Here is an 18,881-nt window from a genome sequence, read left to right as displayed (position 1 = left end):
TTCGTCGAAGACTGGCAGGCTGTGGAGCCGGAAGCCGTCGCCAGCCTGCTGACGGATTTCGACGCGTCCATCGCATATCTCAGACCGCTCAAGGTGAAGCATCCCCGGCGGTATCGCACGACCAACGTGATGGAAGGCGGGGTGATGAGACCCTTGCGCCGCACCCTGGACCGCGCCACGGCGTACCACAGCGACACAGGCGCCAACGTGGGGATGTTCCTAGTGATCGCAAGGCTCAACGCCAACCAACGCGGCAAGCCATGGGTACACGAAACCGACGATCTTATAACTATGCTACACAATGCCGGACCTTAGATTTCCGTACAGGCCCGGAGAGTGGAGGACTCACGCTATCTCTGCGCGAAATGCCCGGCAGCCCCCCAGGCAGCCCGCGGGTACAGGAGCCAATCATGGTCAGCCTCGCCCTGATCGCCACCGTCGCCTTTGCAACGGCACCATTCTCCCAGGTCACCCTGGACAACGTAACCGACCGGCCGATTCTCGGCCGCACCACGCTCTTCGGCGCCGTGGGGCAGGAGATGCTGCAATACGCCAGCAATTTGTCTCCGGGGCAGGTTGCTGGCGAACAGGCGTGGATTACCGGCAAGGAGTTCTCCCTGAGCTTCGAGGTAGACCTGCAGCCCGGCAACTACCTGTTCGAGGCAATTGCGCGTGGCAACTCCCCCGGTGACGATTCGTACTGGCTGTCTGTCGGCGGGGAGCAGATCGCCACGCCCATGCGGTTCCCAGTGGGCGAGTTCGGCCCGGGCCGCCTGCCGGTTGTCATCAAGGAAGCCGGACGCCACAAGCTCACCCTCTCCCTGCGTGAAGCGGCGGGCAGTGCCCTGAAGTCCGTGCACCTGGTTCGGACCATGGTGCAGACACCGATGCCGCCCATGCGCACTGAGCTTATGCAAGCCAGGCCGCGCCTGCTCATTACCCCTGACAGCCTGCCCGAACTGCGGCGGCGCATGGACAGTGACCCGGGCAAGGCCTGGTACAAGCTGCCCGGCGCCATTGGCCGCAATGCCCCGGCCTTCAGGCCCAACGCCCGCAATGGCGGCCCGTTCCGCTCCCTGGGCAACTATGCGCTGGCCGAACTGCTCCAGCCGGACGAGCAGCGTCTAGCGGATATCCTCGCCTGGCTTGACGTGGCCACTACCTACCCGAATGTGGGCGCCGACCTGGATGCTGAGTATTTCATGGAAGGCGTCGCGCTGGCGTACGACTGGCTGTATGACAAGATCCCCGCGGAACTCCGCGCGCGGGTTCGGGAGACCATCATCCGCCACTGCCGGCTCATCTTTGACGCTTCCATGGCGGGCATTCAGGGCGGTGGGCAGTCTTACCAGCAGAATCACTACTGGTACGCTCACCTTGCGCTTGCGCTGGGAGCGTCAGCCGTCTATGGCGAGACCCCCGAAGCAGACCAGTGGCTGCCCTGGGCCTGGGATCGCTTTGAACGCATTGCCCTGACTTTCAGCCCCGACGGGAGCTTCCACGAGGGGCCTTCGTACTGGGATTTCTCCATGCCCGCGTTGTACCTGTACATCGACCTGTATGAGTGGTGCACCGGGTTGCGCATCCCCGCGGGGGATGACGGCCTCAAAGGCCAGGCCCAGTTCCGCTTCCACCACCTGTACCCGGGCCTGATGCAGTCGGTGGCTCTAGAAGACAGCACAATCCCCCTTGGGCGTTCTAACCCCAGCCTGTTTCTCTGGGAGGCCCGGCGTTTCAGCGACCCGCTCACCATGGGCATGGCCGAACTGATCAACGGCGGTGCGATTGGCGACAAGTTCCGGCTCCTGTGGCTTGATGATTCCGTGCCGACCACTGATGCACTCAGTAAGCTTCCCACCGGGCGCTATTACTCGGACATCGAGACGGCTTTCATGCGCACTTCCTGGGCCCCGGACGCTACGCATGCCGCCTTCGTGAGCCGACCCATGGGTGGGCACAAGTGGGCCGAGATCGCCGGGCCGCGGAACCTGAGTGGCGTCGGGCATAACCACCCCGAGCAGAACCACTTCACCCTCTTCGGGCGTGGCCGGATCCTCGCGATGGACCCCGGTTACACCTACAGCAAGCAGACGCGGAATCACAACACCGTGCTGGTCAACGGTCTCGGCCAGTACGGCGATGGCGAGATGTGGCCACGGACCAACCCCGGCCGGTCTCGTATCACGGGCTTCATCAACCAGGGCGACGTGTCCATCGTTGCGGGTGATGCGGTATCCGCATATCCGCCCGAAGTCGGGCTCACGCGCTTCGACCGGGAGTTCGTCCTCGCCGGGAAAGACCTCGCGGTGGTGCATGATCGCCTTGCCGCGCAGGAGCCCTCGGTCTTCTCCTGGCTACTGCATCACTACGGTCAGATCAAGCCCATCACCGAGCCCGCAGGGTGGCAAGTGAACAACGCGGGCGCCACGCTGACTGTGCTGCCCCTGGCACCAGAGCAGGTCGAGGGAGCGACGGAGACATACCGACCGCAGTATGTCCATCCAACTCGGGACCTCACTCCCGATATTGCGGACATCGGCCTGCTGGAACTCAAGTCCGCGCGGGTTCGCGAGACTACTTTTCTGGTGCCACTGATCATCGGCACGGCAGAGGAATCCTGCCCTGCGGTGGCTAACCGTTCCACCGAAGGTCTCGACGCGGTGCAGGTCGGCGGGACACTGGTTGCTTTCAACCGGGAAGACGCAGAGGTCACGCTGCAACTGCCGTGGGGCGAGGAACTGAAGACGTCAGCCCGGGTGATCGTTGCCCGCGAGATCAACGCAGAGCGCCAGATCATCAGTCTCCCCTGGCCGAAACCGAAATAGCGCGTGGCGCCGCACCGCGAGGCAGTGCTCGTAAAACGGGCTGTGCTTTCTTGTCGGACAGTCCGGAGGACCGTCGGCCCAAGGCCCCCAGACCCGTGCTTCAGCGCGGGTCAGACAGCGGGTTCAGACCGTCGGCCGAAGGCCCCCAGACCCGTGCTTCAGCGCGGGTCAGACAGCGGGTTCAGACCGTCGGCCCAAGGCCCCCAGACCCGTGCTTCAGCGCGGGTCAGACGTGAGTCATACCGGAGGTCCTTCCCTTGAACATCCAGAGCGTTGCTCTCTTCGGCGGATCAGGCAAGATCGGCCGACGCTTCATCCCCGTGCTTCAGGAGCGGGGCATCCGCATCCGCGCGCTGATCCACAAGACCCCGCTGGAGGGCGAAGGTATCGAGTGCATTCCCGGAACCGTGTCGGACCCGACTACTGTGCGCGAGGTGGTGTCGGGAACCGATGCCGTCTTGCAGCTTGCAACGACCAAGGAGGACGAGACCACCTTCTTTGACGTGAGCGTTCGCGGGACGTTGAATATCCTGGAAGCCTGCCGCTTCGAGGGCACCCAGCAATTCGTTCTTCTGGGCGGCGACGCGGCTTTCGGCATCTGGTTCTACCCGCAGCCGATCCCTATTGACGAAAGCCACCCGCTCATGGCCTACCCCGGCTATTACGCCTTCACGAAAGTCATGGAGGAGGTGATGACCACCCAGTACGCCTACCAGTACTCGGTGCCTTTCACCATCCTGCGCAGTTCTTGGGTCTTCGAGAAGGCCGACCTGCTCAACCACTTCTCGCTCCTGAAGAACGTGGACCCGGCCGAACCCGGCCATGGTTTCGGCCAGCAACCGGAGGCTGTGATGGACCTCGTGCGCGCCGGGAAAGAGCACATCCCGGTGCTCGTGAACAAGGACGGCGTGCCCTATCGTCGCCATATCGTGCATATTGAGGACCTGGCGCAAGCCTTCGACCGCGCCCTCGGCAACCCGTCAGCTCTGGGCCAGTCTTTCAACATCGCCGCGCCGGCCGCTTTCGACTATCGCGTGGCCGCGGACTACCTGGCTTCGCGCCTTGGACTACCCACCATCGAGCTCACATGCAGTGGCTACCACTCCTTTGAGATCAACATCAGTCGCGCCCGGTCCATTCTCGGCTACCAGCCGCGCTTTGATTTCTTCGCCATGGCCGACAGCGCCATTGATCACGCCCGCGGAGACGCCTGAACCCAACTGACCGCAATCGATCCCGATAACACCTGACCAGGAGGTCAACCATGCGCCGTTTCCACCACATCGGCCTGCCCACCACCGAGGTCCAGCCTGACGAGACTTACGTCCCCGACACAAAGGTCTACGTGACCGACGTGGACGCCCACCCATTCAAGGTGGAGTTCCTGCGCTACGAGGACGACTCGCCGGTGACAGGCCCACTGCGGGAACTGCCACATATCGCCTTCGAGACGGATTCCATCGCTCGCGAGCTTGAGGGCCAGGATGTCTTGCTGGAGCCCTTCACGCCCATGCCCGGCATGACCGTCGCCTTTATCCTCAAGGACGGCGCGGTGTTCGAGTTCATGGAGATCGAAGGCAGCGATCTGAAGTCCGGTTGCTGCTGCTGCGGGAAGTAGCGTAACCGCCGAGGCGCGCTAGGCGCACGGAACCCTGGGCCGCCCTGCCCGGTGGCCGAGGGGCTTTCTTGCATTGCCAGTACTCAGGGAGCAACCCATGGACTTCGCGAAGCTTGTTCGCCCCGTGCCGCGCCGAAGCGTCTTCGAGATGGACGGCTGGTTTGTCTGGTGCGGAACGATGGTGCGAACGCCAGACGGCATCTGCCACCTGCTTTTCGCCCGCTGGCCGCGGGAACTTGGTCACTTCGCCTGGGTGACTCACTCCGAGATCGCCCATGCGACATCAAATGACCCACTGGGACCGTACACGTTCCAGAGTGTCGTCCTCCCGGGAGCGGGAGGAGAGGCGTGGGACCGCGATGTCACTCACAACCCCGCGGTGCTCGAGGCGGACGGCCGGTATTATCTTTACTACATGGGCAATCGCGGCAACGGGGAGTATTGGGACCACCGCAACAACCAGCGCATCGGCGTTGCGGTCGCCGATCATCCTGCCGGTCCGTGGGAGCGCTTCTCAAAGCCGGTACTCGATGTTACCCCGGGCTCGTGGGACTGCCTGATGACCAGCAATCCATCGGTCTGTCGCGGGCCGGATGGTCAGTTCCTCATGCTCCACAAGGGCGTGGGCGCCGGGCCTCCCCCCAAAGGCGGTGCTGTGCTGTGCGGCGCTGCCTTCGCCGATCATCCGCTGGGACCCTTCGCTAAGCACCCGGAACCGGTCATCAGCAACCCGGAGAATGACTGGGCAGTGGAAGATCCCTGCGTCTGGTGGCAGGATGGCCTATACCGCTGCCTGATCAAGGACTTTCAGGGGTACTTCACAGGGGGCTACAAGAATGCGCTGGCCCTGTTTGAATCGGAAGATGGTATCCACTGGGGGCCTGCGCGCCAGCCCATTGCCATGCGCCTGGAACTGGAGTGGGAGGACGGGGAAGTGCAGCGCGTGCACAGGCTGGAGCGGCCGCAACTGCATCTCGAGGGCGGGCGCCCGCGGGTGCTCTTCTGCGCCTGCGACGCCGATCTGTCCGGCAAAGCGTTGACGTCCTTCAACGTCCACATCCCGCTGGGAGACGGGTGACCATGACCCACCGCGAGCGCGTTCTCGCAGCAATCGCGCACGCAGAGCCGGACCGGACGCCCCGGGACTTCTGGGCTGAGCCTCCCACGATGAACCGGCTGTTCGCCCACCTGGGGCACCGAGACGAAGAGCGCCTCCTGCGCCAATTGGGCATCGATCTGCGGCATCTCAGCGTAGAGCCCCCGCCGCGGGAGATCGGCGGTGGTATCTGGCAGACCATCGGCGGCGAACGCTTCATCTATCGTCAGACACCCTGGGGACCGATGCGGGAGGATGTCAAGGGCGCCCTTGCCGGGGCCGATTCGCCGGCCGAGATCGAGGCATATGACTGGCCCAGCGTGGATGCCCTGGACCACGATGCGTTGCCCGCCCTGTGTGACGCTCACCCGGATCACGCGATCATCTACGGGTTCGCGGATGTCTGGCAGCGCCCGGCCCTCGTCCGTGGGTGGGAGGACTTCTTTGTCGATATGGCGGCGCGCCCCGACTGGGCGCACTATGTCTGCCGCAAGTTCACCGACTTCTACCTGGAGGACTACGCCCGGGCCGCCCGGATCAGCAAGGGCCGCATTGACCTTTATCTGGTCATCAGCGATCTCGGCAGCCAGACCGGGCCGCTCATCTCCCCCGCCATGTTCCGCGAGTTCGTGGCCCCGTATCTGAAAGAAATGTTCGACCACATCCACGACCTCGGCGGCAAAGCAATGTTCCACAGTTGCGGCGCCATTGGGCCGCTTCTCGAGGATATCATCGCCCTGGGGCCCGATGTGATCGACCCGATTCAGCCTACGGGTGAGGACATGACCCCGGAGGCTCTCAAGACGCGCTTCGGGTCGCGGGTCTGCTTCCACGGCGGAATCGACATGCAGCGGCTGCTGCCGGAAGGGACTCCCGATGAGGTGCGCGACGAGGCGCGACATTACTGCGAGGTGTTAGGGGCAGGCGGCGGATATATCCTCTCCCCGGCTCATCTGTTCCAGCCCGACGTGCCGGCCGAGAACGTGCTGGCGATGTATGACTTTTGACCAGCGCCGCATGCGAGACCGGCCCTCCGAGTGGAGAGCCGGTCGCGCAGCAACATACCGACGCGTCTGGACTACTCTTCGTACGGCGAGAAGTCATCCTTGCTCACGAAGCACTCGGGGCATACCCAGTCCTCCGGAACATCCTCCCATGCGGTACCGGGCTCAACACCGTTGTCCGGATCACCCTCAGCCGGGTCGTAGATATACCCGCAAACATCGCAGACCCACTTCTGCATCTGTCGTTCCCTCACTTTGTGCCTCGCGGCAATAATGTGTTCAGCTCGGCCCGGCCTGTGCAGAGCATGCGACTTCAAGGGCCTTCTCCGCCAGCATCTCCCCGGCCTTCCGGCACTCCTCGAGTATCTCCGGGGTCGGCACCCACTGTGCCTCGAGGGGCTCGCGCAGCAACTCGAACTTCATCTCTTGCAGGTACTCGTTCACTGCTTTCGCGCCGCCCGGCGCCCATCCATAGGATCCGAACGCGAACCCTGACTTGCACGCGGGACGAAGCCCCTTCAGGTAGGTCAGCCCCGCCGCCATCTCTGGCATGAGCGTCCCATTGAGAGTGGGCGATCCGAAGGCGATTGCCGCCGCGTCCAGGACCTCGGTGGCAAGAAGCGTGATGTGATTCTTGCGCACTGAGTACAGGCGCGCATGAACGCCAGGCTTGCTTGCGCCGTCGAGGATGGCTTCGGCCATCCTCTCCGTGCTGTGCCACATCGTGTCGTAGACCACCAGCACCTTGGGCTGGGCCTTGCAGACGATCCAGCCCTGGTAGGCCTCGATGATGCGCTCCGGACACTTGCGCCAGATGATTCCGTGCGCCGGCGCTATCATCCCTATTTCCAGAGCGCTCGCGGCTTCCAGCGCCTTGGCGATGGGCTTCCCGGCCCACATGATGATATTGGCGTAGTACACCTTGGCCTCGTACATCACAACATCGCACGGTTCTTCATCGTCGAAGCGACCCGCCGAGGCGTAGTGCTGCCCGAAGGCGTCCTGGGAGAAGAGAAGCTTCTCCTCGGGCAGGTATGTCATCATCGATTCCGGCCAGTGCACCATTGGCGTCTCGAGGAAAGTCAGGCTCCGTTCGCCCAGCGAAAGCGTGTCGCCGCTCTTGACGATTTCGAAGTCCCACGCGCTAATGTCGTGGTAGCCCGACAATGCTTTCCGGCATTTCTCGGTGCAGACCACCTTCGCCCTCGGGCAGGCCTTCACAACCGCCGACAGCCCGCTTGCATGGTCGGGCTCGGCGTGGTTGCAGACAAGGTAGTCCACCCTGTCCAGATCGGTATGGTGCTGTATGTTGGCCAGCAGCCGGTTTGCATACGGCGCCTTCACGGTGTCGATGAGCGCCGTCTTCCGGTCCTTGATGAGGTAGGAATTGTAGGTAGACCCGCGGTTGGTGCTGTAGCCGTGGAAGTCGCGGATGTTCCAGTCTACGTACCCAACCCACTCAACATTGTTGCATAGCGTGGTGTTCATCGGGTGCCTTCCTCTGCGCCACGCATCACTGCTCTGCCGAGAATTACTTGTCCTTCTTCTTCTTTTTCGCGTCTTTGATCTTCTCGGGCTTACACAGGTCGCCTTTGCTCTTTGCCGTGGCGCCACACTTGGAGCACTTGTAATTGCCTGGCTTCTCGGGCGCAGTCTTCTTACCCTTTAGGCATCCCATTGTCAACCCCTCCGAACGGGTGGAAATGGAACGAGGCCGCTCCCCCTGAGTCTTGACTATCGCGTGGGGAGCGGCCGAATCGTCAGCGTCATGCGTTCCACCACAGATCAGCCGGCTGCCGGCTCACCCGACACAGGCGGGGTGAAGACACGTGTCCCCAGCTCCTTGTCGAGCATGAGCAGGGCGTTGCCGTTATCGCCGATCCACTTGAGCTGGTCGAGAATCGCCTTGTCATTGGATTCTTCCTCGACCTGCTCAGCCACATACCACTGCAGGAAGTTGTTTGTGGCATGGTCTTTCAGTTCAATGGCAAGGTCGACGAGACTGTTGATGCTGGCCGTGATGAAATTCTCGTGCTCGAGGGTCGCCTCGAATGCGCCCTTGGGCGAACCGAATTCACTGGGCGGCTTAGCAATGGCTTCGAGAATGACTCGGCCGCCGGTCTCGATAACGTAGTCGAAGAACTTCATGGCGTGGAAGTGCTCTTCCTGCGCCTGAACCCGCATCCAGTTGGCGAAACCCGGGAGGCCCTCCGCCTCAAACCACGCCGCCATCGACTGGTAGAGGTACTCAGAGTACAGCTCTTTATTGATCTGCTCGTTGATCGCTGCGTTCATCTTCTCGCTGATCATTCCGCTCAAGCCTCCCAAAGACCGTGAATATTGCACAACTCGCGGGCAGTGACGCTCTCGGCGTCCGTGCAGAACTCGGCTTCCGGGGCCTGGCCCGGTTCGAGGTACGCGCGCAGCAACTGATTGCCGGCGCAGACCTCGATGAACTGGATGTAGTGTTCCTCGGTCATCGGGTGCGGCACACTCCCCACGGTCACCTTGAAGCCCTTTGCAGTCTTTTCCACGACCGGCACGTGCTTCTCGCCGGCCGGATCCGCAGTCTTCGCTTCAAGCAGGCTTAGTTCAGCGTCTCCGCACTTGATGCCGCAATCGCAGTCCGAACCCAACACAGCTTCGAAAACGCTGCCACAGTCCTCACACTTGTAGATGTCCAGTTTCTTGCTCATGGCCTTCCTCCAGTGGGCAGCTCAGCCCAGTTTCGCAGTTGTCGACAAACGGCTAACCGTGCGGGCACTTCTTTGTGCAAAGGAACCAGTCAAGGCAAGTGTACTCGTCTCCCGCACCGGCAACGCGCTCATCGGCCATCGGAGCGGTGGGCGGCGGCGGTACGATGACATCGTCGCCAGGCACCCAGTTGGCGGGAGTGGCGATCTTGTAGGCGTCCGAGTGCTGCATCGCCATGAGAAGACGCTTGATCTCTTCCATGTTCCGTCCATTGCTCAGCGGATAGTACAAGATCGCCCGCATGGTGCCCTCGGGGTCCACGAAGAAGACCGCGCGCACGGCCTGGGTGTCGCTGGCGCTGGGCTGCAGCATGCCGTACAGCCGGGCGACTTCCATCTTCAGATCCTCGATCACCGGGAAGTCGACCTTGAGACCCTTCATGCCCTTGTACTCGATCTTCTCCTCGATGGTCCGTAGCCACGCAATGTGGGCGAAGACACTGTCTATCGAAAGTCCCACCAGTTCGCAGTTGAGATCGCGGAAATCCTGCTGCATTGCTGCGAAGGTCATGAATTCGGTTGTGCAGACCGGGGTGAAGTCTGCGGGGTGGGAGAAGAGAATCACCCACTTGCCGGCGTAGTCCTCGGGGAAGTTGATCATCCCCTTGGTGGTCTTGGCTTTGAACGACGGGGCTTTCTCACCAATCAGCGGCATGCGCGTGACTTCCTGGCAATGTTCACTCATTGCCTGTCCCTCCTCAGTTCTTCGCGCGCCAGAGCGTCGCGTTACTACCAGTTCTCGGCGAGAAGCTCGAAATGCGCCTGCGGGTGGTCACAGGCTACGCACACTGCGGGAGCCTTCGGGCCTTCGTGCAGGTAGCCGCAGTTTCGGCAGCGCCAGACAACTGATTCGCTCTTGGCGAATACCGTTCCTGCATTGACGTTGGCGAGCAGCCCATTGTACCGCTTCTCGTGCTGCTTCTCGGCAACGGCGATGGCGCGGAACACGCGGGCGATGTCCTTGAACCCCTCCTGTTCGGCCACCTCCGCGAAAGACGGGTACATTTCTGTCCACTCGTAGTTCTCCCCGGCAGCCGATGCCTGGAGATTGTCAGCCGTCTCACCGATCACCCCAGCAGGAAACGCGGCGGATATCTCGACTTCTCCGCCCTCCAAGAACTTGAAAAGACGCTTTGCGTGCTCCTTCTCCTGGTCGGCGGTCTCGGCGAAGATCGCGGCGATCTGTTCGTAGCCGTCAGCCTTAGCTTTGCTCGCAAAGTACGTGTAGCGGTTGCGGGCCTGGGACTCTCCGGCGAAGGCGGTCAGAATGTTCTTCTCGGTTTGCGTGCCTTTCAGGGACATGACTCATGGCTCCTTTTGGTTTGCGTGCTCTCTCTGACACGTTGGGCAGATGCCCTGGTAAGTGGTGGAATGGCCCAGCACTTTGTACCCTGTATTGCGTGCCACCGGTTCATCGATATCCGCCAGATCTGCCACCGCTACGTCATCCACCCGCCCGCAGTCAACGCAGACGATGTGCAGATGGCTCTCTGTCCTCGCATCATACCTCGTTGCGGACCCCTGCGTGCCCACTTCCAGTACCAGACCAAGCTCCTGGAGCACCGAAAGGTTCCTGTAGACCGTGGCGAGTGTGATATGTGGCAGCTCCCCGCGGACCATGTCGAATATCTCCATCGCCGTGGGGTGTGCGGTGGTTGATCGCAGTGCGCTGAGGATCGCCCGCCTTTGCCTTGTCAGGCTGCGACGAGTCCCCCGAACCGCTTCCTCCAACTCTGAGTGCTGCTGCATGCCAACCACCAAATTGATAATGAGAAACATTATTGAATATATATATCGCTGCTATTCTTGTCAACCCCCCCGGCCAAACATTCTGAAAAACGCAGAATAGAGGCCCCGCATATCGCCTCAACACCTATTCCCCACTCTCCAGCCGCCGCACGATCTCCGCCCAGGCCGCGCGCCAGTTCCCGAGATTGTAGACCTCCCGCACCACTCTCTGCTGCGTTGCGGCGATATTCGCCCTTCGCGGCCAGACTTCCCGGATCGCCTCCGCCAGCGCGTCCGCATCGGGTTCGCACTTCACCGCCGGCAGATCCGCCAGACCTGCCACATTGGTTGTGATGGTCGCCACGCCGCAGGCCATGGACTCAAGGGCCGCCAGCGAAGTGCCCTCTCCGCAGAGCGTGGGGATCAGCGTCAACTCTCCCGCCGAGTACGCGTTGGGCATCTGGGCCCAGGGCACCGGGCCGAAGAACACCACACGTGCATCGAGCCCCAGCTCGGAGACCATCTCCCGGCAGTCCTGCGCGTAATCGGGCTGGCCGACTGCGCCCACAATCGCAAGCCGCACGTCCGACAGCTCGTCGGCAACCTGCGCGAAGGCCTGGATCGCCAGGTGGATCCCCCGATTCCGGTACACGTTCCGCGGCACGAGTATGATCCGGGCGTTACGCAGCCCCGAAAGGGGATCAGTAGGCGAAAAGCGCACCGGGTCCACGCAGTTGGGGATGAACCAGCGCCCCGGCTTCACTTCCGAGAAGGGCTTCGCCCCGGGCAGCACATTCTCACCGACCTCGCGCAGGAAGAAGGTGTCGTTTGCCACCACCGCAGTGGCTTTCTGGTATGCGCGACAGGCCAGACCCCGCTTGATGGAACTGCGCAGCGAACCCGGGCGGTCGTCCCAGAAGACCCCGTGGGAGACCAGCACCGTGCGCGGGTGCCACTCCACCATGCGATGGTGATTCGGGTAGTGAACCACCAGCGCATCAAAGGTTTTCAGTTCCTTCCTTAGCGCAGGCAGACCGAAGGGAACCGTCCAGAACTCCCCCCGCGCTCCCAGCAGCGACCGCAGCGGCGAGTGGATGAACCGCACATGGGCATCATCCACGCCCTGCGCGGGGCGCTGGTAGACAAACACTTCATGCCCCATCTCTTCGCAGATTTCGCGCAGCATCTGAACCCAGACGTCCGCGCCTCCAATAACCGGCATGTAGCTGTGGGTGATCTGGGCGATCCTCAAGGCCCTGTCCTTTCATTGCTCCCGTGCTCCCGGCGGGCTTCGCGGGGAGGCCACGCGGAACCTCGCGGGGAATATCATCCGTGAAGCGTTCGCCCGGCAATTGGGCAGATCGCGTGGAGGCATCACAAAATGCGCACATACCTTTTCGCCGCTATGTTCGCCGCTGCCTGCTGCCCCTTCGCCCATTGTCAGGCACGTGACGCCCGGCTCATCATTCCAGCGCCGCAGAAAGCCACCGTGCAGGACGGGACGCGGGTGATCCGGGACGCGATCCTGGAGACGTCGATCACCTCCTACACGCTGCGGTACGAGGTCGTCGAGCCCGCCGAAGACACCGGCAAGGTCACCTTCGAGAAATGGGGCCCACTCCACGGCCACGAGATACCACTGGGGATGCAGGAACCCTCCATGGCCAACTGGTACTGGCAGGGATTCATCCACTGGACCTTCGACGGGTTCAACATCTACGACACCCCCGCGGAGATCAGAGCAATCCGCGAGTCCGGCTCTGACGCCATGGTGGAGTATTCCTGGGATACGCCAAAGGTCCGGGCATGGTTGCGTTTCGCCGTGACTTCCGGCAGCGACAAGCTCCTGATGTTCGCCGGCTACGAGCCCAAAGAGGAAATCACGAATGTGGTCATGCGCCTGACCGCGTACCCGGATCACTTCGAGGAGCCGCGCAAACGCGCCGCCACAACTGCCCTGCGCACCCTCACTGAAGGCGGCGCCGTGCTTGACCCGGTGAAAGAGCGCTGGGTGCTCCTGGAAGATATCGGCGACACCCCAACCGGATCGGGTTCTGCAGGCCTGCTGCTGGGCGACGCGTCGGCATTCTCACGCATCAGCGTGGACAACATCGGTGGCTACCCGGAGAACGTGACCCTCACCATCAGGCCCGAGCGTCGGCAGTTCGCCCTTGCGTTCTACGAGTTCCCGGACATACGCGACTTCAACGAGACCCGCGAGTATTTTCGCCGCAGCGCGGATGCCGAAAGCGACGCATTGGCGGCACTGAATTCGACCGACCTCGACCAGCCATTGAAGCCGCTGCCGGTGGATGCGCAGCGAACCACGCAGATACTGGCGAAGGACGACACGAAGATCGCTCGTCCTGCAGAGCGCTGGACGCCGAATCCCGAACCACTCAGTTTCCCATGGGCTGCGCGGATGCCCGGCGAGCCTGTGAGGACTGCCCTGATGGCTGCGCGCTTCGCGGCATTCGACACTATGGAACTGGCGCGCCGTCTCGAGATGGACGTGATGCACCAGTATTTCGACAGTAAGGGTGCGCTGTCGGACGTCGATGCCTGGCCGTACTGGAGCGTCACCGGCGTGGGTGCGCTGGGCCCCCGGGTCGCGACCCGTGCCTTGCTTCGGATCTGCGAGGACCCAAAGCGCGAGGTCTTCCTCGTGGCCGGGGTTTCCGGAACCGCGATCCCGGAGCCCGTCCGCAATCTCATCCTCGACCAGGTCCGCGCCGGGAAGGGCCTGTTCGTCTCCACCGCCGGCGGAAAACTGGAGGGATGGCCCGCCGACCTGACCGCAACACCGGATGACGCCCTGGTCGCCCCCGCGCTTACTGCAATTCCCTGTGACTCGATACCGGGCTTCGCGCCGGGTGATGGCGCCCGGATCGGCGACATCGCCCCGCTGCGAGGCTTCCGCTACGGCGCCGGACGCGTTGTGGTCTTTACCGGCAAGCTCAACACCTACTGCGGCCTCCTTCCGAAGATCGACCGAACCTTCGGCCTGGATGCCGCCGAGGACCGCATCCTGGCGCTGCAGGGGCTGGCGGTGCTCGCGGCTGCCGGCAGAAGCCTGCCTTCGCAGGCTCGGATCGCCGCGCCCGAGGCCCCCATCCCTGCGGGTAAGCCGTCCCATCTTGCGGTGCAGGCCCCCGACGCATTCGCGTCGGCCCTGGTGCGCATCCAGGACGACCACGGCACGCTCGTCGCTGAGAGGGGCGACCTGCTGGACCGCGCCACAAGTCGCATCGCCCTGCCCCCGCTTCCAGCAAGTCGGCGGTACTATGTCGACCTGCTCCTGCGCGATGAGGGCAATGAGTGTCTTGCCTTCGCCTCGCAGCTGGTGGACGTGGCCCCTGTCATCAACATCGAATCCGTCTCCCTGTCGCCCGCGAAGAGCTTCCACGAGACTGCACCGCCGCTCATCGACCTGCCCGATGGTGGCGTGATGACCTGCGAAGTCCGCGTTGCCCCCGCCGAGCGAGCCGCCGGCAAGACCGTCTTCTGGGAGGCCCGCGACTGCGTGGGCAGGCTCGTGGCGCAGAGCTCGGGCAGGATCGCCGGTGACGGGGTCAGCACCGTGCAGCTGAACATGCCGCGGCCAGTGGTCGTCGCCCACGAGCTCGAATGCTCTGTATATGACGGCGACAGTCCCCAGGCTGTTGCGCGCCGCATATTCACCATGCCGGTGCCCTATCCGTACGGCGACTTTACCTATCTCATGTGGTCGTACCCCGGCGGAGACCTGCCGGTGCGGGTCGAAAACCGCCTGTGCTACGAGATGGGCACCGATATGATGGACCTGTGCCACATGCGAGGCTACACCGACGCGAGCGCGGCGCGCGAGTACGCGCTCGCTTCCATGTCCGGCCAGCGTCTCGTGCCGTACGTGACCCGCATTGCCTGCGAGGATCGGCCGGACAACACCCTCGTGCCTAGCCTGTTCTCGGAGGAGTGGATCGAGCGCGAGCGCCAGTCGATGCAGATCGCCTCACGCCAGGCAGCGCCGTACCAGCCGCCTGCGTACACTCTCGGCGATGAGAACTACATGTCCCACGGTCATTACGAGGTAGAAGTGTCCCCGGCAAGTATGAAGGCCTTCCGCGAGTGGCTGCGAGACAAGTACGAGACCATTGAGGCGCTCAATGCAGTCTGGGCCACGGATCACGCCGACTTCGACGCAATTACGAAGCCCATGCTGCTGGACGAGGCCCTACAGCAGCCCGAGAATTGTGCACCGTGGTTCGACTTCAGGGCCTTCATGGACAGCGCTTTCGCAGGCCTGCATCAGCACATGGCGGGGTTCATCCGGGCCGAAGACCCCGGCGCCAAGGTGGGCTGGGACGGTTTTCTCGGCTACCACTGGGGGGCGGGGTACGACTTCTACAAACTGACCCGCGATCTGGAGCTGAACCAGTGTTACACCAGCGGGTACCTGCAGGGAGAACTGGCCAGGTCCTTCAAGGAGCCCGGGGCGCTCACCGGCGAGTGGGGAAACGCGGTGGCAGACCGCGAGGACGGCTTCACCGCCATCGGCTGGCACAATCTCTTCCGCGGCCACAACTCATGCTGGTGGTGGACATCCTGGGGCTGCGATTACATCCCCTTCAACCCCGACATGACTGTATCCAACGCGGGGAAGTGGTATTTTGACGCGGCACGGGAGATCAAGTCCGGGCCCGGCAGGCTCCTCCTCCACGCCACCCGCGAGGACTCCCATGTCCTCGTCCTGTACAACCAAGCCGATCTGTATGCCCAGGTGCTCGCCGCACGACTGCGCGGCGGTTCTGTCTGGGACGGCGGCCACGAGTTCGAAAACAACCTGTCGGCGATCTCCCGCGCTCTCAAGGACGCGGGGTACCCGTACCGGTTCCTCGCGGCGGCAGAGCTGGAAGCCAACCCGGACGCTCTGAAGGACTGCCGGCTGTTCGTTCTTCCCCAGGCAATGTGCCTGTCGGATGCCGCGGTGGCTCGCATTCGGCAGTTCGTGCTGGCCGGCGGGATGCTTCTCGCGGATGGTCGCGCCGGGCTGCTCACAGGAGACGGCGCGATGCGGGGTACTCGGCCGCTGGACGAGGTTTTCGGGATCAATACCCCCGCCGGACCGGAAGCCCTGTCCGCAAAGCCGACCACCGTGAAAGCCAGCACAGGCCCAGTGGAGATGGAACTGCCCTTGCTGGAGAGCGTGCGGGCCACTGTCGGCGAAACGGTGGCCAACGAACAGGGCGCTCCGGCATTCATCGCCAACGCCTTCGGCGCCGGCCAGACCATGTGGCTCAACTTCCCCTTCCACACATACAACAGGCTGCGCGCGGATGCCAGGGAGTGGGTCTTCGCCGAGATGCTCCGCAGGTTCCTGGGCGCTGAAGGGCTGGGGCCGGCAGCCCGGATCAGCTCCCCGGCGGGACCGGTGCGCTGCATACAGCCGGTCACCTTCGCCGACGGTGACCTGCGCTACCTCGCTCTCCAGCAGGACATTCTCATGCGCGGTCTGCCCGAACAGGCCGTCCGGGTAGAGATGCCCGATTCTGCCTACATCTACGACGTGCGCGCCGGGGAACCCGTAAGCCATGAGCCCACAAACACCTGGGAGACCACAGTCTCCCGCGGCACGCCTCGGCTTTTCGCGCTTCTGCCCTACCGCGTCACCGGACTTTCCGTGGAAATCACGCAAGTCGCCGGCCCGGCAGATGGCCCTGAAGACTTCGTCCGCAATCCGGACTCTGCTTCATCGATCGCGCCGGGGCAAACGGTGGAACTTGGTGTCCGTGTTTCCATCGACGGGCGCGAGCCCGGCTTCCATGTGGTGCACCTGTCGGTGTTCGCGCCGGGGGCGGACCGCGAGCACCGGCAGTACAGCCGGAACATCGACTGTCCGGCCGGCGCGGGAACCGTCGCCGTTCCCTTCGCATTGAATGACCCTGATGGCATCTGGCGGCTCGTCTTCACCGACGCGGCAACCGGCGTGAAATCCGAGCGGCAACTCACAGTGGCGCCCTGACAACAGGAGGGAACTCTTCTCACATGTCCCAGCTTCTGCACATCGACTGCAGCATTCGCAGGGAGGAGTCTTACTCGCGCAGGCTCAGCCGGAAGTTCGTGGACCGCTGGCAGATGTTGCACCCGGATGCAACCCTGGTCTACAGAGATCTTGCCGCCGACCCGCTGCCCATGCTCAGCGAGGCCGCGGTCTCCGGCATGTTCCTTCCGGAAGAGGTCAGAACGCCGGAGATGAAAGCCGGACTCGCCCTTTCCGACCTCGTTGTGGACGAGTTTCTGGCATCAGACCGGATCCTCATCGCCACGCCCATGTACAACTTCCACGTGCCTCCGACCCTCAAGAATTGGTTCGACCACGTCACTCGCGCCGGTCGCACCTTCAAGTTTACCGAAGAGGGCGCGGTCGGCCTTGCCGGGGGCAGGAAGGTCATTATCATCAGCGTCCGCGGCGGGTACTACGGAGAGGGCAGTCCGAACCAGGAGGCCGACCTGCAGACTCCCTGGCTCCGGCTCATGTTCGGCTTCATGGGCATCGGCGACGTGGAATTGATCCGCTGCGAGGCCACCAACATCGGCGGCCAACTGCACGAGGCATCGCTGGCCGCGGCGGAGGCGAGACTGGAGCACATCCTCACATCGTGGTAGCGGCCGACGGGCGCTGTTTGGGCAGCTCATTGCAGGCCACTGTCTCTGAATCAGCGCATTGGGCAGCTCGGTACACCATGCGCGCCCTGGAGGGATCGCCATGTTCTACATTCACGAACGCAATTTCGGCTGCCGCATCAATCACGAACTGACATACCGCGGCCTGCGCATCCTGACCCTCGAGAACGAGTTCATCAAGGTCACCGTGCTTCTTGACAAGGGCGCGGATGTTTACGAGTTCATCTACAAACCCCTCGACGTGGACTTCATGTGGCGCAGTCCAAAGGGTGTCCGCCCGCATGCCAACAACTTCGATATGCGCCCGGCGTCAGTTGGGCCCTTCGCCGACTTCTACGAGGGCGGCTGGCAGGAATGCATGCCCAATGGTGGCCGCGTCTGCACTTACAAGGGCGTCGAAATGGGCCTGCACGGAGAAGTCTGGGGCATCCCGTGGCGCTATGAAATCCTTGAAGACACCCCAGACATCGTGAGTGTCCAACTCTGGTGCCGCACTCCGCGCTCGCCCTACCTTCTTGTGCGCCGCATGACCATCCGTACCGAAACCCCCGTGCTTGAGATCGATGAGGAACTGACCAATGAGGGCGCCGAGACCCTCGATCTCATGTGGGGTCATCATCCGGCCTTTGGGCCGCCGTTCCTGGACGCCTCCTGCATCCTCGAGACCGGCGCGCGCCGGGTGGTGGTGGACAAGAACTCGGGCGAGGCCTCCCATTTTGTCCCGGGGCAGGAGTTCGAATGGCCCGAGGGACCCGCGAAAGACGGTGGCACCTGGGATATCAGTCGCATGCGACCTGCCACAGAGCGGGTTAGCGAGATGACCTATCTCACTGACCTCGAGGAGGGTTGGTACGCGATCACCAACCGCAACAGGCTGGTGGGCATCGGCCTGAGTTTCGACACATCGGTCTTCCGGCACCTGTGGTGCTGGCAGAATCTCGGCGGCGAGATGGGGTGGCCTTTCTGGGGGCGCTGTTACGTCATGGCCGTAGAGCCGTTCAGCAGTATCCCGGCGATCCTGACCAACGCAATCGAAGCCGGCACACAACTGGTGCTGAAGCCCGGCCAGACGATTTCCACCTGGATCCGCGCCGCTGCCTATGAGGGCCGCGATTCCGTGGAGCGCATCGACGAGGCTGGGCGGGTTCTCTGAACCTGCTTGACTGCACTGACTCGGACACTTAGCCCGCCCGG

At 63.0% G+C, this 18,881-nt stretch carries 18 protein-coding genes; 9 read left to right on the top strand and 9 right to left on the bottom strand.

All coding sequences use genetic code 11. The features are described from left to right. The 6 genes from HPY44_20215 to HPY44_20190 all read left to right on the top strand — a co-directional run. Positions 1 to 315, top strand: a 315-nt coding sequence (locus HPY44_20215) for a hypothetical protein (protein NSW58340.1), incomplete at its 5' end; no start/stop codon positions are given. A 95-nt stretch (positions 316 to 410) separates the two neighbouring features. Beyond that, the gene (locus HPY44_20210) at positions 411 to 2,825 is read left to right on the top strand and encodes a DUF4962 domain-containing protein (GenBank protein ID NSW58339.1); all 2,415 of its coding nucleotides are present in this window, start codon (positions 411 to 413) and stop codon (positions 2,823 to 2,825) included. Between the two features lie 257 nt (positions 2,826 to 3,082). Continuing rightward, positions 3,083 to 4,039: an NAD(P)-dependent oxidoreductase gene (locus HPY44_20205; protein NSW58338.1), complete on the top strand. Its 957-nt coding sequence runs from the start codon at positions 3,083 to 3,085 to the stop codon at positions 4,037 to 4,039. A 50-nt stretch (positions 4,040 to 4,089) separates the two neighbouring features. After that, positions 4,090 to 4,443: a hypothetical protein gene (locus HPY44_20200; GenBank protein NSW58337.1), complete on the top strand. Its 354-nt coding sequence runs from the start codon at positions 4,090 to 4,092 to the stop codon at positions 4,441 to 4,443. A 97-nt stretch (positions 4,444 to 4,540) separates the two neighbouring features. After that, complete coding sequence (locus HPY44_20195; protein NSW58336.1) at positions 4,541 to 5,521, top strand: sucrase; 981 nt, start codon at positions 4,541 to 4,543, stop codon at positions 5,519 to 5,521. A 2-nt stretch (positions 5,522 to 5,523) separates the two neighbouring features. Continuing rightward, positions 5,524 to 6,546 (top strand): hypothetical protein, encoded by a 1,023-nt coding sequence (locus HPY44_20190; protein ID NSW58335.1) that lies wholly within the window; start codon positions 5,524 to 5,526, stop codon positions 6,544 to 6,546. Between the two features lie 71 nt (positions 6,547 to 6,617). Here the strand turns inward: HPY44_20190 and HPY44_20185 are convergent, their stop codons facing one another. From HPY44_20185 to HPY44_20145, 9 genes are all read right to left on the bottom strand, one after another. Continuing rightward, positions 6,618 to 6,782, bottom strand: a complete 165-nt coding sequence (locus HPY44_20185; protein ID NSW58334.1) for a rubredoxin — start codon at positions 6,780 to 6,782, stop codon at positions 6,618 to 6,620. Between the two features lie 40 nt (positions 6,783 to 6,822). Continuing rightward, positions 6,823 to 8,031 (bottom strand): FprA family A-type flavoprotein, encoded by a 1,209-nt coding sequence (locus tag HPY44_20180; GenBank protein ID NSW58333.1) that lies wholly within the window; start codon positions 8,029 to 8,031, stop codon positions 6,823 to 6,825. A 43-nt stretch (positions 8,032 to 8,074) separates the two neighbouring features. Then, positions 8,075 to 8,221 (bottom strand): hypothetical protein, encoded by a 147-nt coding sequence (locus tag HPY44_20175; GenBank protein NSW58332.1) that lies wholly within the window; start codon positions 8,219 to 8,221, stop codon positions 8,075 to 8,077. A gap of 107 nt (positions 8,222 to 8,328) precedes the next feature. Next, on the bottom strand, positions 8,329 to 8,853 hold the full coding sequence (locus tag HPY44_20170) for a ferritin (GenBank protein NSW58331.1): 525 nt from the start codon (positions 8,851 to 8,853) through the stop codon (positions 8,329 to 8,331). Positions 8,854 to 8,858: 5 nt separating this feature from the next. Continuing rightward, positions 8,859 to 9,239, bottom strand: a complete 381-nt coding sequence (locus HPY44_20165; protein ID NSW58330.1) for a desulfoferrodoxin — start codon at positions 9,237 to 9,239, stop codon at positions 8,859 to 8,861. Between the two features lie 52 nt (positions 9,240 to 9,291). Next, the gene (locus HPY44_20160) at positions 9,292 to 9,951 is read right to left on the bottom strand and encodes a peroxiredoxin (GenBank protein NSW58329.1); all 660 of its coding nucleotides are present in this window, start codon (positions 9,949 to 9,951) and stop codon (positions 9,292 to 9,294) included. Positions 9,952 to 10,025: 74 nt separating this feature from the next. Continuing rightward, positions 10,026 to 10,598, bottom strand: coding sequence for a rubrerythrin family protein (locus tag HPY44_20155; protein ID NSW58328.1), 573 nt, complete (start codon positions 10,596 to 10,598; stop codon positions 10,026 to 10,028). Positions 10,599 to 10,601: 3 nt separating this feature from the next. After that, entirely contained in the window at positions 10,602 to 11,045 is a 444-nt protein-coding gene (locus tag HPY44_20150; GenBank protein NSW58327.1) for a transcriptional repressor, read from the bottom strand. A 124-nt stretch (positions 11,046 to 11,169) separates the two neighbouring features. Then, a complete protein-coding gene (locus HPY44_20145) occupies positions 11,170 to 12,276 on the bottom strand; it encodes a glycosyltransferase family 4 protein (protein ID NSW58326.1) in 1,107 nt (368 codons plus the stop codon). Positions 12,277 to 12,405: 129 nt separating this feature from the next. Here HPY44_20145 and HPY44_20140 point away from each other — a divergent pair, with 129 nt between their 5' ends. From HPY44_20140 to HPY44_20130, 3 genes are all read left to right on the top strand, one after another. Further along, positions 12,406 to 17,025 (top strand): beta-galactosidase, encoded by a 4,620-nt coding sequence (locus tag HPY44_20140; GenBank protein ID NSW58325.1) that lies wholly within the window; start codon positions 12,406 to 12,408, stop codon positions 17,023 to 17,025. A gap of 23 nt (positions 17,026 to 17,048) precedes the next feature. Next, positions 17,049 to 17,669 (top strand): FMN-dependent NADH-azoreductase, encoded by a 621-nt coding sequence (locus tag HPY44_20135; GenBank protein NSW58324.1) that lies wholly within the window; start codon positions 17,049 to 17,051, stop codon positions 17,667 to 17,669. A 100-nt stretch (positions 17,670 to 17,769) separates the two neighbouring features. After that, positions 17,770 to 18,840 (top strand): aldose 1-epimerase, encoded by a 1,071-nt coding sequence (locus HPY44_20130; GenBank protein ID NSW58323.1) that lies wholly within the window; start codon positions 17,770 to 17,772, stop codon positions 18,838 to 18,840. The last annotated feature ends 41 nt before the right edge of the window (positions 18,841 to 18,881 follow it).

This window comes from Armatimonadota bacterium (assembly GCA_013314775.1).
GTDB lineage: Bacteria > Armatimonadota > Zipacnadia > Zipacnadales > JABUFB01 > JABUFB01.
Note: the sequence above shows the minus strand (reverse complement) of the source record. Positions and strands in the feature narration are given on the sequence as shown.

Bases quoted from the DNA above. Each gene is read 5' to 3' on its own strand.
- HPY44_20210 (NSW58339.1), top strand. From the start codon at position 411: ATGGTCAGCCTCGCCCTGATCGCCACCGTCGCCTTTGCAACGGCACCA.
- HPY44_20200 (NSW58337.1), top strand. From the start codon at position 4,090: ATGCGCCGTTTCCACCACATCGGCCTGCCCACCACCGAGGTCCAGCCT.
- HPY44_20195 (NSW58336.1), top strand. From the start codon at position 4,541: ATGGACTTCGCGAAGCTTGTTCGCCCCGTGCCGCGCCGAAGCGTCTTC.
- HPY44_20190 (NSW58335.1), top strand. From the start codon at position 5,524: ATGACCCACCGCGAGCGCGTTCTCGCAGCAATCGCGCACGCAGAGCCG.
- HPY44_20185 (NSW58334.1), bottom strand. From the start codon at position 6,782: ATGCAGAAGTGGGTCTGCGATGTTTGCGGGTATATCTACGACCCGGCT.
- HPY44_20180 (NSW58333.1), bottom strand. From the start codon at position 8,031: ATGAACACCACGCTATGCAACAATGTTGAGTGGGTTGGGTACGTAGAC.
- HPY44_20175 (NSW58332.1), bottom strand. From the start codon at position 8,221: ATGGGATGCCTAAAGGGTAAGAAGACTGCGCCCGAGAAGCCAGGCAAT.
- HPY44_20170 (NSW58331.1), bottom strand. From the start codon at position 8,853: ATGATCAGCGAGAAGATGAACGCAGCGATCAACGAGCAGATCAATAAA.
- HPY44_20165 (NSW58330.1), bottom strand. From the start codon at position 9,239: ATGAGCAAGAAACTGGACATCTACAAGTGTGAGGACTGTGGCAGCGTT.
- HPY44_20160 (NSW58329.1), bottom strand. From the start codon at position 9,951: ATGCCGCTGATTGGTGAGAAAGCCCCGTCGTTCAAAGCCAAGACCACC.
- HPY44_20155 (NSW58328.1), bottom strand. From the start codon at position 10,598: ATGTCCCTGAAAGGCACGCAAACCGAGAAGAACATTCTGACCGCCTTC.
- HPY44_20150 (NSW58327.1), bottom strand. From the start codon at position 11,045: ATGCAGCAGCACTCAGAGTTGGAGGAAGCGGTTCGGGGGACTCGTCGC.
- HPY44_20140 (NSW58325.1), top strand. From the start codon at position 12,406: ATGCGCACATACCTTTTCGCCGCTATGTTCGCCGCTGCCTGCTGCCCC.
- HPY44_20135 (NSW58324.1), top strand. From the start codon at position 17,049: ATGTCCCAGCTTCTGCACATCGACTGCAGCATTCGCAGGGAGGAGTCT.
- HPY44_20130 (NSW58323.1), top strand. From the start codon at position 17,770: ATGTTCTACATTCACGAACGCAATTTCGGCTGCCGCATCAATCACGAA.